This is a genomic window from Paenibacillus sp. FSL P2-0089, from assembly GCF_038595095.1.
GTDB classification, from domain to species: Bacteria; Bacillota; Bacilli; order Paenibacillales; family Paenibacillaceae; genus Paenibacillus_AQ; species Paenibacillus_AQ silagei.
Genome location: NZ_CP152006.1, coordinates 4,652,871 through 4,665,916, shown reverse-complemented (window position 1 = coordinate 4,665,916; position 13,046 = coordinate 4,652,871). Strand labels below are relative to the sequence as shown.

The 13,046-nt window shown below is 53.7% G+C and carries 14 protein-coding genes; all 14 read left to right on the top strand.

The window, feature by feature from the left end:
• Window positions 1-24 precede the first annotated feature (24 nt).
• Window positions 25-1,278, top strand: coding sequence for a bifunctional 3,4-dihydroxy-2-butanone-4-phosphate synthase/GTP cyclohydrolase II (locus tag NST69_RS19650; protein ID WP_209870071.1), 1,254 nt, complete (start codon window positions 25-27; stop codon window positions 1,276-1,278).
• Window positions 1,279-1,320: 42 nt separating this feature from the next.
• Window positions 1,321-1,788, top strand: a complete 468-nt coding sequence (gene ribE, locus NST69_RS19645; RefSeq protein ID WP_209870069.1) for a 6,7-dimethyl-8-ribityllumazine synthase — start codon at window positions 1,321-1,323, stop codon at window positions 1,786-1,788.
• Between the two features lie 133 nt (window positions 1,789-1,921).
• On the top strand, window positions 1,922-2,713 hold the full coding sequence (locus NST69_RS19640) for a segregation/condensation protein A (protein WP_340951615.1): 792 nt from the start codon (window positions 1,922-1,924) through the stop codon (window positions 2,711-2,713).
• Window positions 2,682-3,278 carry an SMC-Scp complex subunit ScpB gene (gene scpB, locus NST69_RS19635; RefSeq protein WP_036727407.1) on the top strand — a complete coding sequence of 199 codons (597 nt, stop codon included), beginning with the start codon at window positions 2,682-2,684 and terminating at the stop codon, window positions 3,276-3,278. The genes NST69_RS19640 and scpB overlap by 32 nt, the downstream gene beginning before the upstream one ends.
• Window positions 3,279-3,551: 273 nt before the next feature.
• Window positions 3,552-4,250, top strand: a complete 699-nt coding sequence (locus NST69_RS19630) for a DUF2953 domain-containing protein (RefSeq protein WP_340951617.1) — start codon at window positions 3,552-3,554, stop codon at window positions 4,248-4,250.
• An 80-nt stretch (window positions 4,251-4,330) separates the two neighbouring features.
• The gene (ytfJ, locus tag NST69_RS19625) at window positions 4,331-4,825 is read left to right on the top strand and encodes a GerW family sporulation protein (RefSeq protein ID WP_036727374.1); all 495 of its coding nucleotides are present in this window, start codon (window positions 4,331-4,333) and stop codon (window positions 4,823-4,825) included.
• Window positions 4,826-4,991: 166 nt separating this feature from the next.
• The gene (locus tag NST69_RS19620) at window positions 4,992-6,275 is read left to right on the top strand and encodes a D-alanyl-D-alanine carboxypeptidase family protein (RefSeq protein WP_339310410.1); all 1,284 of its coding nucleotides are present in this window, start codon (window positions 4,992-4,994) and stop codon (window positions 6,273-6,275) included.
• Window positions 6,276-6,324: 49 nt separating this feature from the next.
• On the top strand, window positions 6,325-6,996 hold the full coding sequence (locus tag NST69_RS19615) for a nucleoside recognition domain-containing protein (RefSeq protein ID WP_036727373.1): 672 nt from the start codon (window positions 6,325-6,327) through the stop codon (window positions 6,994-6,996).
• A 6-nt stretch (window positions 6,997-7,002) separates the two neighbouring features.
• Entirely contained in the window at window positions 7,003-7,536 is a 534-nt protein-coding gene (locus NST69_RS19610) for a spore maturation protein (RefSeq protein ID WP_036727371.1), read from the top strand.
• A 741-nt stretch (window positions 7,537-8,277) separates the two neighbouring features.
• Window positions 8,278-8,622: an N-acetylmuramoyl-L-alanine amidase gene (locus NST69_RS19605; protein ID WP_340979743.1), complete on the top strand. Its 345-nt coding sequence runs from the start codon at window positions 8,278-8,280 to the stop codon at window positions 8,620-8,622.
• Window positions 8,623-8,642: 20 nt separating this feature from the next.
• The gene (locus tag NST69_RS19600; protein WP_036727368.1) at window positions 8,643-9,401 is read left to right on the top strand and encodes a pseudouridine synthase; all 759 of its coding nucleotides are present in this window, start codon (window positions 8,643-8,645) and stop codon (window positions 9,399-9,401) included.
• 112 nt (window positions 9,402-9,513) lie between these two features.
• Window positions 9,514-10,038, top strand: coding sequence for a thiol-disulfide oxidoreductase ResA (resA, locus tag NST69_RS19595; RefSeq protein WP_076079154.1), 525 nt, complete (start codon window positions 9,514-9,516; stop codon window positions 10,036-10,038).
• Window positions 10,035-11,723, top strand: coding sequence for a cytochrome c biogenesis protein ResB (locus NST69_RS19590; protein ID WP_036727364.1), 1,689 nt, complete (start codon window positions 10,035-10,037; stop codon window positions 11,721-11,723). The genes resA and NST69_RS19590 overlap by 4 nt, the downstream gene beginning before the upstream one ends.
• Window positions 11,720-12,982, top strand: coding sequence for a cytochrome c biogenesis protein CcsA (gene ccsA / locus NST69_RS19585; protein WP_036727362.1), 1,263 nt, complete (start codon window positions 11,720-11,722; stop codon window positions 12,980-12,982). Before NST69_RS19590 ends, ccsA begins: the two co-directional genes overlap by 4 nt.
• Window positions 12,983-13,046 lie beyond the last annotated feature (64 nt).

The following is a 13,046-nucleotide window of genomic DNA, read 5'->3' as shown; positions in this document are numbered from 1 at the left end:
TATAGCCATTAGGAGGACGGTAATATGAGCCAGCAAGCTGATAAGGACAGTGTTCTAGACCCGATTGAAGATGCGATCTACGACTTAATGCGCGGTAAGGTCGTTATCGTTGTAGATGATGAAGACCGTGAGAATGAAGGAGACTTCGTCGCTCTGGCGGAACGGGCTACCCCGGAAGTGATTAACTTCATGATTACTGAAGGACGCGGCCTGGTCTGCGTACCGATTACGGCAGAGCGTGCAGAGGAGCTGGACCTGCATCCGATGGTGTCCCAGAATACCGATAATCATGGTACGGCGTTCACGGTATCTATTGACTACGCGGATACGACGACCGGCATCTCGGCCGGTGAACGCTCCCAGACGATTAAGGCCATGCTAGACCCGAAGGCGAAGCCGGCCGACTTCCGCAGACCGGGGCATATGTTCCCGCTGATCGCCAAAAAAGGCGGAGTCCTGCGGCGTTCCGGGCACACGGAGGCTGCTGTTGATCTGGCCCGCATGTGCGGGGCTTATCCGGCAGGTGTCATCTGTGAAGTGGTGAAGGTGGACGGTACGATGGCCCGCCTGCCTGACCTGATTGAGATCGCTAAGAAGCATGACCTTAAGCTGATCAGCATCAAGGACCTCATTCACTACCGTAACGAGAAGGAGCATCTGGTTACCCGTGAGGTAGCAGTGAATCTGCCGACGGATTTCGGTGATTTCCAGACCATTGCCTATACGAATGAGGTGGACGACAAGGAGCACGTTGCCCTGGTTAAAGGCGATATCTCCGGGGATGAGCCGGTACTCGTACGTGTGCATTCCGAGTGCCTGACCGGCGATGTGTTCCATTCGCACCGCTGCGACTGCGGTCCGCAGTTCGAAGCGGCGCTGCGCCAGATTGAAGAAGCCGGCAGAGGTGTACTCCTCTATATGCGCCAGGAGGGCCGGGGCATTGGCCTGATCAACAAGCTGCGCGCCTACAAGCTGCAGGAAGAAGGGCTGGATACTGTGGATGCCAACCTGAAGCTGGGCTTCGCGGCGGATCTGCGGGATTATGGCATCGGGGCACAGATTCTTAAGGATCTCGGCATCCGCCAGATCCGGCTGCTGACCAACAACCCGCGCAAGATCAAGGGGCTGGAAGGCTATGGCCTTGAGGTGGTGGAGCGCGTAGCGATCCAGATGCCGGAGAACAAGGACAATACCAATTATCTTCATACGAAGCAGGCGAAGCTTGGGCATCTGCTGAATTTTGACAAGATTGAACAGAATGAGAATACCAAAATTTAATCATAGATTACCTATCCTATACACGAAGGGTTGATGAGTAGTATGCCGAATTATTTTGAAGGACATTTAGTATCTGAGGGCTTGAAATATGGGGTTGTCGTAGGACGTTTCAATGAGTTCATTACCAGCAAGCTGCTCTCCGGGGCACTCGATGCCTTCAAGCGCCATGGGGTTGCCGATGATGAAGTGGATGTCGCCTGGGTACCGGGCGTATTCGAAATTCCGCTGATTGCCCAAAAAATGGCCGAAAGCGGCAAATATGACGCCGTTATCACGCTGGGTACAGTCATTCGCGGATCTACAACACACTATGATTATGTGTGCAACGAGGTGGCCAAAGGTGTGGCGGCGATTAATCTTAAGACGGGTGTTCCGACTATTTTTGGTGTGGTTACGACGGAGAATATTGAACAGGCTATTGAGCGCTCAGGAACCAAGGCCGGCAATAAAGGCTGGGATGCAGCGACTGCCGCGATCGAAATGGCTAACCTGAATAAGATGTTCAAATAATACACCTCTTGACGAAAGAGCGTAAATCGTGCTTATTTATAGGTATGAGAAGAAAGCATGAAAATAGATCTTTCTACTTGTGTAGCGTCCTTGCGGCGCTGCACTTTACTTTTTTTGGGCTGGAGGAAACCGCGTGACTGTATTGTACAAGCTGGAGACGTTCGAAGGTCCGCTCGATCTGCTCTTGCATCTGATTGACAAGGCGGAAATCGACATCCAGGACATTCCGGTCAGCGAGATCACCGAGCAGTATATGGAATTCCTACAGGGAATGAAGGAGCTGGAGCTGGATATCACCAGTGAATTTCTGGTGATGGCGGCCACTCTACTGTCGATTAAGAGCAAAATGCTGCTGCCGAAGCCGCCCGTCATTGAAATCGAGGATTTCGATTATTATGAGGATGACGGCTATGATCCGCGCGCGGAGCTGGTGCAGCGCCTGATTGAATACCGTAAGTTCAAGAGCATCGCGGTGCAGCTGCTGGATATGGAGAGCGAGCGCAGCCTGATTTTTACGAAAGAGCCTGAGGATCTGGGCCCCTTCGTCCCTGCGCAGACGGATAATACACTGAAGGGCCTGCATACCGCCGATCTGATCGCAGCGTTCCGCAAGGCGCTAAGCAAGGCTGCCCGGCGCACCTCGTACCAGCGGATCACCAGAGATGAGATTTCGGTAAAAGACCGCATCCGTGATGTATCCGAAGCGCTCCAGCGCAAGGGGATCGGCGGCAGATTGCGCTTCTCTGCCCTGCTGCATGAGGAGATGGACCGGCATGAGATTGTGACCACCTTCCTGGCCATCCTGGAGCTGATGAAGATGAAGGCCATTTACTGCTATCAGGAGAAATTATTTGAGGATATTGTTATGGAGTGGAGAGGAGGAGAGGATGTCAGTGGACTACAACACGCTGAAATCGATTATTGAAGGCCTGCTGTTTCTCTCAGGGGATGAAGGTCTGTCGGTCCGGCAGATTGCCGAGATTACCGAGCAGCGGCCTGATCTGGCTACAAGAGCGCTGGATGACTTAAGAGAGGATTACCACTCGCAGAGCCGTGGCCTTCAGGTGGTCCAGATTGCCGGGAATTACCGGCTGGCGACACTCCCGGAGCATGCTCAGTATTTTGAACGTCTGGCGTATTCGCCCTCCAGGTCGTCCCTGTCCCAGGCGGCGCTGGAGACACTTGCCATTGTGGCTTACCGCCAGCCGATCACGAGAGTGGAGATTGAGGAGATCCGGGGTGTCAAATCCGAACGGGCCATCCACACGCTGGGCAACAAGGATCTGATCCACGAGGTGGGCCGGGCGGAGGCTGTCGGGCGTCCGATTCTGTATGGAACGACCAAGTCCTTCCTGGACAGCTTCGGGCTGGCCAGCCTGAAGGAGCTGCCGGAGCCGTCGAGCTTCGATACCTCGGAGGGCCTGGAAGAGGAGACCCAGCTGCTGTTCAGCAAGCTGGACAGCCAGATGACCTTCGATGAGGTAGAATAACCGCAGCGGATTGCCGCTGTTCTTGAAATGCCGTTGTCCCTTCGGGGGCAGCGGCATTTTTTCAAAATATAAGACTTTATATGTTGCACACGATAAAGTATCCTTCTATTTCTCGCTGAAACGGTACCGTCCTTTAAAAGGACGGCAAATCCGTTTCCACTTGTGAAAAATGGAGAAGTTTGCGAAATCACCGAATGTTATCCAGCCGTAATTGCCATACTAATCCAGAGGCTCCATGTTTATTATTCTAAAGTCTGCTTGGAGGTTAACCGTGTGACGTTATGGCTGGCAATACCCTTAATCCTGCTGCTGCTCGTAGTTCTGCTGTTCCTGCTGGTTTTGGCGTCATCGATTCATTTTCACTTGCGTGTCCGCAGGCTCGGTAAGGATGACCGCATCGAATTCGACATCAAAGCTGTATATGGCCTCGTTAAATTTCATTATGAGGTGCCTGCGCTGGTCTTCCAGAGCCTTGAACAAGGTATTAAGCTCAAGGTGGAGAAAAGCGGAATCGCACCAGTGAAGCTGGATAGCGAGCAGGAAGGGCAGGTCGATAAAGAATCTGTGACGCAATGGCTAAAGGATATACGCACTGCGTTACATGCCACCCGCGGTCTGAAAAAATGGATTAAAGACACCCTGTCCCATATTCAGATCACCAAGCTGGACTGGTCCACGGACTTCTCACTGGGAGAGGCTGCGACGACCGCCACGGCGGTGGGGGCCTTATGGGGACTGAAGTGGACGATGATCGGCGTGCTCTCCCGTATGGTCAGACTGGTGCATAAGCCGGGAATATTCGTTGCACCTGTCTTCCGGGATCAGCCGTCTTTTGCAACGGAAGCCGTCTGTAGCGGCAAGCTGTCCGCCGGATATGCGCTCTATGCGGGGCTTCTCCTGCTGCGGCGTGTGTCGAAGGTGGAAGGCGGTCTGGGCCGGTGGAAGAGATTGCTCAGCCGTGAACGTTCCTAAATAATCTACATACTCCAATCTATAGTGGGCAAGATAAATACTGCAGGTACATTTATATACACACGAGGAGGAGACAAACAATGTCAGATCATCCGATTCAAGGTCTCATGCAGACCGCAATGGAAAATATTAAAGGCATGGTTGATGTAAATACAATTGTAGGAGATCCGGTTGAAACGCCCGATGGCACCGTCATTCTGCCGATCAGCAAGGTGACGTTCGGCTTCGCAGCCGGCGGCAGTGATTTCAGGGTGGAGGATGATGGTCCGGGTGTGAACAGCAGCGGGTCCGGTGTCAAAATGCTACCCTTCGGGGGCGGCAGCGGGGGCGGCGTGTCTATTCGTCCAATCGCTTTTCTGGTCGTTGGCAGAGAAGGGGTACATATTGTGCCGCTGGATAATCAGACCCATCTGTTCGAGAAAATTATTGATGCCACGCCTAATCTACTCGACAAAATTCAGAATATGTTCCAGCCCGGTATGGTTCCCGAAGCTTCAGATATTCCCGGCTCCAAGGTAACCAAAACCGTTGTGGAGACCGGGACCGGCTCGTCTGACCATTCGTCAACACATTAGGATACAGGGAAATGACAAATTAGCAGGGATATCACCTTAGCGGGTGGTATCCCTTTTTTGCCGGATGCTGGAGGATAGGACATACCTGCCTCATGCCCCGCATACACTTGTACAACCAGGCAAGACTGATGAACCGTTGCGTAAGGAACGGATAAGAAGCCGGAGGATGAACATGAAGACACTAACCCGAAAATCTATGCTGTCCTTACTTTTGTGTGTGCTGCTGCTTGCGCTGGTGCCGCTGTCCGCTGTCCGGGCGGAGAACCTTTCGATCTCCACGCATGCGAGGGCGGCGGCGCTGATTGATGTGACATCCGGAAGAATTCTGTACAGCAGCCGCGGAGATGAGCCGATGCTGATTGCCAGTCTGACCAAAATTATGACCGCCCTTGTGGCGATAGAGAACGGCGACATAACGTCGAAGGTCAAGGTCGGCAAAAATGCTTTTGCCAAGGAGGGCTCCTCCCTGTACCTGAAGCTGGGCGAGGAGATGACGCTGAAGGATATGCTGTACGGGCTGATGCTGCGCTCCGGCAACGATGCGGCAACTGCAATTGCCGAGCATGTCGGCGGTTCGGAGCAGGGGTTCGTCTACCTGATGAACGCCAAGGCACAAGAGCTGAATTTGAAAAATACGCATTTTGCCAATCCGCATGGATTAGATGCAGAAGGCCACTTTTCCAGCGCGAATGATCTGGCCGTATTGACCGCATATGCGATGCATAACCCGGTATTCAAGGAGATCGTAGCTACCAAAGAGAAGACGGCGGACAATCCCTATGAGAAATGGGACTATAAATGGAGCAACAAAAATAAGATGCTGCGCCTCTACGAAGGAGCGGACGGGGTGAAGACGGGGTATACCAAAAAAGCGCTGCGCTGCCTGGTTAGCTCCGCTACAAGGGACGGGCAGCAACTCGTGGCGGTTACGCTGAACGACGGCAATGACTGGAACGACCATGCCTCACTGCTGGACTTCGGCTTCAACCATTATCCTCTGAAGACGCTGGTCGGGCGGGGCGAGGCCGTCAAAGGCTACAGTCTGGTGACCGGCAAGGCCTTCGCATATCCGCTTGGTCAGGGGGAGGAAGCAAGGCTCGTCAACAAGCTGGTGCTTAGTGCAGCTCCGCAGGCCTCTGCGGGTGGCAATGCTGCGGGAACGGGGAGTACAGCTGCAGGCTCCAGTGTAAGTGCAGGTGCGGGCAGGGCAAGCGCGAATGCCAACGGGAGTGAGGGCGATGTTAACTTCGGGCTCAGGGGTGTGATTATTTTGCAGCTGGGAGATAAGGAGATCGGGCGGGTACCGGTGTACACGCCTGGCCAGCTCCCGCCGGAGACCTCACCGTATGAGAAAAAATATAACGCTGCGAGTGCCTCCGCCTATCCGGCGGGCAACTGGCTGCAGGCCTTCGGCAGTGCGCTGCGGGCGTTGTTCCGCACGGGGGAATAACGGGTAGATAGACAAACAGTATTCAGAATGAACCGGGGGAGGGGTAGGTATGTTAAATGGAATCTGGCTCGGAATGATCCTGATCGGATTTGGCTTTGCGGCAGTTAACGGACGGATGAACGAGTTCACGGCCGCCGTATTCGATGGCGCGAAGAGCGGGGTGACCGTCAGCTTCGGGCTGATCAGTGTGCTGGTGTTCTGGCTGGGCATTATGCGGATTGCGGAGGATGCCGACCTGCTGAAAAAAATCTCCAAAGTGCTGGGTCCCGTAGTCTCCTTTCTGTTCCCGGATGTGCCCAAAGGGCATCCCGCGATCGGCTACATTCTCTCCAATATGAGCGCCAACCTGCTGGGTCTTGGGAATGCGGCCACTCCGATGGGCATCAAGGCGATGCAGGAGCTGCAGACGCTGAACCCGGATAAGGAGACCGCAACGCCGGCCATGTGTACGCTGCTTGCGCTGAACACTGCCAGCATCACTCTAATTCCGGCGACTCTGATCGCGATCCGGCTGAATTACGGATCGGCGGACCCGGCGGCCATCGTCGGGACCACCCTGGCGGCGACGGCAGTGGCTACCCTGGCGGCGATTGCTGCGGACAGGCTGTTCCGCCGCCTCACCCTGCTCCGCAGGCCGCCCGGACCGCCGCCGGTCCTGAACGCCGGTACCGGCCCGGCAAACGGGAGCGGGGCGCTCCCACATTCTTCGGTGAAAGGGTGACCGTCCGTGTTACAACTGATCAGTCTGATCTCTGCCTGGGCGATTCCGGTCATGGTTACCTTTATTCCGCTGTATGCCTTCACGCGCAAGGTTCCAGTCTATGAATCTTTCGTGGAGGGGGCGAAGGACGGCTTCGGTACCGCCATTGCCATTATCCCCCATCTGGTCGGCATGCTGGTGGCGATCAGTGTGTTCCGCGCGTCCGGTGCGCTGGACTTCCTGATGGGCTTTGTAAGCCCTCTGATGGAGGGACTGGGTATTCCGTCAGAGGTGCTTCCACTCGGTCTCCTGCGCCCGCTGACGGGCACTGGATCACTCGCCTATACTACAGACCTGATCCGCGTCCACGGCCCGGACTCTCTCATCGGTATGATCGCTTCTACTATACAGGGCAGCACAGACACCACTCTGTATGTGCTGACTGTCTATTTCGGCGCTGTAGGCATCCGTAACGGCCGCTATGCCTTGAAGGTGGGCCTGTTCTCGGACGTCGTCGGCTTCATTGCTGCCATTGCCGTTTGTCTGCTGGTGTTCGGGTAGCGGGGCAGGAGCAGAAGGTAGATGGATAAGTGGATGGATGGGTGGGTGGGTAGGTGGATAGGTGGATTTCCTCCGCCTGCTGCTAGACGAATAAGCATCATGGAGACAACAGTTGGAAAAATGCTGCTTAATTAAACGTATTCTCGCCAAAGTAGTGAAATTAAACAAATTAAATGCCCTAATTCCACTTGCTTCAGCTAATTTCCCCAAATCGCATAAATTAAGATACGTTTATCCAATTGTTTGCTTTCAGGAAAGAGCAAAAGAAGGGTATAACTGCACCTGATTATCCGGACAGGCCGCCAGAAACCAAGGCGGGCTCAGAAGGTAGTACTTATTCCCACGCACTGCCCCGCAGCCGGTGGTGGTGGTGTGGTGGTCCCCAAGCGCTGCCCCGCAGCCGCTTGCCGCTTCCCTACAGTCCTCACCCCCTCGCGGGAGGTGAGGACTGTTTTTTATTAGGTTTGCCCCTGCGTTGATGGAGTAACGGAGAGGAATTTTGGAACTGTAGGAGCGCTAGCGTCCGCCTTTAAAGTTGGATTTCTACTGCCGCAGGGCAGTCAGATCAAGGAAATCCAACTTTAACAGCGGCCGGAAGTCCAAACATTCCCCGGAGTTACGATTAGTCAACGCTTTTATTCTCTTCGGCCCCGCTCCCCAAACATTTTAACAAACAGTCCTCACCGCCCGCCCCCCCACTTCATATGCTATTTCAGCAATACGGAGGGAGGACGACAAAGGGTGGACTACAAAGGCTTTATTCTGCATCATTCCCGCTGTCCGTCTATTAACGGCAAAGGATTCGACTTCTGGGTCGGACTGAACGGCTCGGTCTATGCGGCGCCGCTGCTGACAGACCCGGAGCATATTCATATTTGCCTCGAGGGCAACTATGGGGAAGCGGAGCAGCTGCCACAGCTTCCGGAGTGCCAGCAGCAGCTGTTTGCGGCGGGGAAGCTGATACTGGAGCTGTCCGGGCGCTATGAAATGTCGCCGCTTACGGTGGAGCCGCATAGTGAAACTTGCCCCGGCGCATTTTTTCCGTGGAATGATCTTGTGATTTATGCCTCTGATGGTTATCATTAACCTGAGGTGAGTAGTCGAAAATGGAAAGATTACAGAAAATATTGGCGCAAGCAGGTGTTGCGTCCAGACGCAAGTGTGAAGAAATGATTTTGGCCGGTAAAGTGGAAGTCAACGGGGAACTCGTAACTACGCTTGGCACAAAGGCGGACCCCGCAACCGATATTATTAAAGTCTCGGGCAGACTGATCCGGGGCGAGAATAAAATCTATATTATGTTCAACAAGCCCAAAGGTGTAATTACAAGCGCCTCGGATGACAAGGGCCGCAAGGTAGTAACGGATTACCTGAAAGGAATCACAGAGCGCGTATACCCTGTAGGCCGCTTGGACTACGATACGGAAGGGCTGCTGCTGCTGACGAATGACGGTGAGTTTGCCAACCTGCTCACGCATCCGAAGCATCATGTGCCGAAGACGTATCTGGCTACGGTCAAGGGTGTGCCGCATGGTACAGCGCTGGACAAGCTGAAAGCAGGCATTAAGCTGGAAGACGGCATGACCGCTCCAGCGGAAGTCGAATACAAGGATATTGATGAAGCCAATAAAGAAGCGGTAATCAGCATCACCATCCATGAAGGCCGGAACCGCCAGGTCCGGCGGATGTTCGAGGCGGTGTCGCATCCGGTTATCCGTCTGAAGCGGATTTCCTTCGGGGATATCCTGCTCCAGAATCTCAAGCGCGGCTCTTACCGCCATTTGACCAAGGATGAGATCAATCATCTGCAGCAAATTGCCAAAGCGGGAATGCTTCGGGATAATCAGACACGCAAAGACACATAAAGTTCACAATTTCCCCTCCTAAAACTGTGACAATATTCGTTATAATGTTCATAGGATGTTCACACCTTACAACTAAAGTAATGAGTTGCGTCACAGAAGGGGGTACCCCTGTATGGGCAAAGCCAGGAAGCCAATCCAAATCGTGATACTATTTCTAATTGTTCTGCTTGGGGGTTATGCCATCAGCTCCTCTGTGTTCGGGGGAGACGGCAAGCCTCAAGAAGGCGGGAAAGCGCCAAATTTTGAATTGCTTGGGCTGGACGGTGCGACCCATACGCTGGAGGAATTCAGAGGGAAGTCGGTTGTACTGAACTTCTGGGGATCCTGGTGCGCACCATGCGTGAAGGAAATGCCTGCCCTCCAGGCACAGTGGGAGAAATGGAAGGACCAGGGTGTCGTGGTCTTGGGCGTGAATGTGGGCGAGGATCAGATGACGGTGGACAATTTCGTGAAGCTCGTGGATATTGATTTTCCGGTTGTGATGGATAAGGGACGCGACGCGGTCCGCAGCTACGGGGTCTCCCCGCTGCCCACTACCTTCTTCATTAATACGAAGGGCAGGGTGGACAGCATTCATATCGGCCAGTTGGATCTGAACTCGCTTGACGAGCAAATCGGGAAGCTGGTGGGACCATGAGTAAGCATGAGCCGCTGATCAGCAACACCAAATGCGAATGCGGTCACCAGAATCCTGTAGGAACGGTTCTCTGTGAAGCCTGCGGCAAGCCGCTGGATGAGAAGGAAGAGAACGCTTCGGGGAACCTGGAGATGCGCTACGATGGGGTGGCCCGCCGTTCACAGCGGGTAAGCCCGGGAGTGATCGACAAGGTCTGGAACTTTTTTTCCTCCGTCAAAATAGCCATCTACCTGATTGTGCTGACGCTGCTGGGTGCGATGCTCGGTACGATATTTCCGCAAGAAAGCACCTTCTTAAATATTGACGCTTCAACCTATTATGAACAAACGTATGGAACAGCCGGGAATATATATTATAGACTCGGCCTTTCGCATACCTATGAATCCTGGTGGTTCGTGACCTTGCTGGTCATGATTGGAGCTTCTCTGGTCATCTGCAGCCTGGACCGCGTGCTTCCGCTCTACAAGGCACTAACCCGGCAGAAGATCCGCAAGCACCGCCAGTTCCTTACCCGTCAAAAGCTTACGCTGAATACAGAGGTGGAGGGGGAGCCGGAGGAATGGGTGGCACGGATCGTTCAGCCGCTTAAGAAGAAAGGATACCGCGTGCGGACGGAGGGCGGCGCTTTACTGGCCGAGAAACACCGTTTCAGCCGCTGGGGACCTTATGTAATACATATCGGCCTGATTATATTTTTGCTTGCTGTGCTTGCCAGGGGACTGCCGGGTCTGAATATGGATCAGCATCTTGCCTTCCCGCAGGGAGAGACAGTAAAGATACCGGACACCAGCATGTACCTGAAGAACGAGAAATTCACGGTAGAATTCTATAGTGAAGAAGAGATGCCCGAGGAATTCCGGGGCAAGAAGGTTCTCCCTAAGCTCTATGAGACGAAGGCGGTTCTATATGAATGTACGGCAGACTGCAGCGATCCCTCCAAGGAGCCTCAGCTTGCGGAAGTGGCCAGACACGACATTCAGGTGAATTCTCCTCTAAGCTACCAAGGAATGAAAGCGTATCAGTTTGACTATGACCTTACGCCTGTGCTGCGTTCCGTGCAGCCTGATCTGGTCAATGCTTCAACCGGCGAGAGCTACGGCAAGTTCAGACTGGATATGAAGAATCCGCAGCGCAGCTTCAAGGCCGGACCGTACACGCTTGAACTGAAGGAGAAGTATATGGATTTCGGATTGAATGAGGAAGGCCGTCCGGTCTCCACCTCCCCTTATCCGAACGCTCCGGCGTTTCTCTTCCTGATCCGTGGTCCGGATCTGCCGGCAGAGGGGCAGCAATATTTCTATTTCCCGAAGCAGGTGGACAAGGAGCGCTTCCAGCAGGAGGCCATCAACGACAAGCTTGGAGGCGGCACACGGTTTCTGGAGCTTGAGGTGGGCAGTATGACGGATGTGGATTTCTCGGAATCCACCACCTATCTCAATATACGTGTGGACCGGGCCATGCCGTTCGTCTGGATTGGTGCGGGTATTGTCATGCTGGGGCTGATTCTCGGCTTCTACTGGCAGCACAGACGCATCTGGCTGATCGTTGAGGATGGACAGCTGGTGCTTGGAGGCCACACGAACAAGAACTGGTTCGGCTTCCGCCGTGAGCTCGTTTCTATTCTGGAGCAGATAGACATGACAGTCGATGACAAATCATTGGACAACGGAGGAGGCATGGCATGAACTTGCTCGATTTCAGCAGTGACGTCTTTATAGCCGCATTTTTCTTATACAGCGGTGCCTTCATGTTGTTCACCATTGCTATTATGGGCCGCAAATGGTCGGGCAGGAAGCCGGAGGAGCATACTGCACGGTGGGGCCGGATTGCTTTTATCACCTCCTCACTCGGGCTGCTCTGCCATCTGGCGTACTTCATTACCCGCTGGATGGGGGCCGGTCATATTCCGGTAAGTAACATGTATGAGTTCATGACTTTCCTATCGATGATGGTGATGGTGGCTTTTACGGTGATCTTCGCCATTTACCGCAAGATGATTCTTGGGGTATTCGCGGTTCCAATCTCCATTGTTGTGATGGCCTATGCAGCAGTATTTCCGCAGGAAGTGCAGCCGCTCATTCCTTCGCTCAAATCGATCTATCTGAATATTCATGTCACGCTTGCTGCCCTCGGGGAATCCTTCTTCGCGGTTGGCTTTGCCGCCGGGCTGATGTATCTGCTGCGGACAGTGAAATTTGACAGCAAGGAACGCAGTGACCGCAAGCAGCAGCGGCTGGTCGAATTTACTCTGTTCTCGATCATTGTTATAATTGGGTTTCTTGGATCTGTATTTGCCTTCCGCGGCGCGGGCTATGAATCTGTTTTTGTCCGTTCGAACGTTACGATTGACAGCCCCGGGCAGGAAGATAGTACAATAGAGAAAGTGAGTTATAAAATGCCGCCGATTGTGGCACCGTACCATAGCGAAATTGAGAGCTTCCAGCCGTTTCTTGGGCTTCAGAAGCCTTTGTTTCAAGCACCATCCTGGATGAATGGCGTCAATGCAGGGCGCAAGTTCAACACTGTGATCTGGTCACTGCTGTCCGGACTGCTCCTGTACGGGCTTCTTCGGCTGGCCGTGCGTAAGCCGCTAGGGAAGGCTCTTCATCCGGTACTTGATGGAATTGACGAGAATGACCTGGATGAGATTACCTACAGGGCGATCGCCATCGGGTTTCCGATTTTCACACTGGGGGCTTTGATTTTTGCAATGATATGGGCCGAGGTGGCTTGGGGCAGATTTTGGGGGTGGGACCCCAAGGAAGTCTGGGCTCTCGTCACCTGGCTGTTCTACAGTGCGTATCTCCATTTGCGGCTGGCCCGCGGCTGGCAGGGACGCAAATCCGCTTGGCTCGCTGTACTCGGCTTTCTAATCGTAATGTTTACCCTGGTCGGCGTTAACCTGGTTATCGCCGGACTTCATTCATATGCGGGAACGGACTGATAAGCTCAGGCTTCTTTCGGGCATGCGTATGATCCAGGGTGACGTTCTACTGTAATTGATGAAG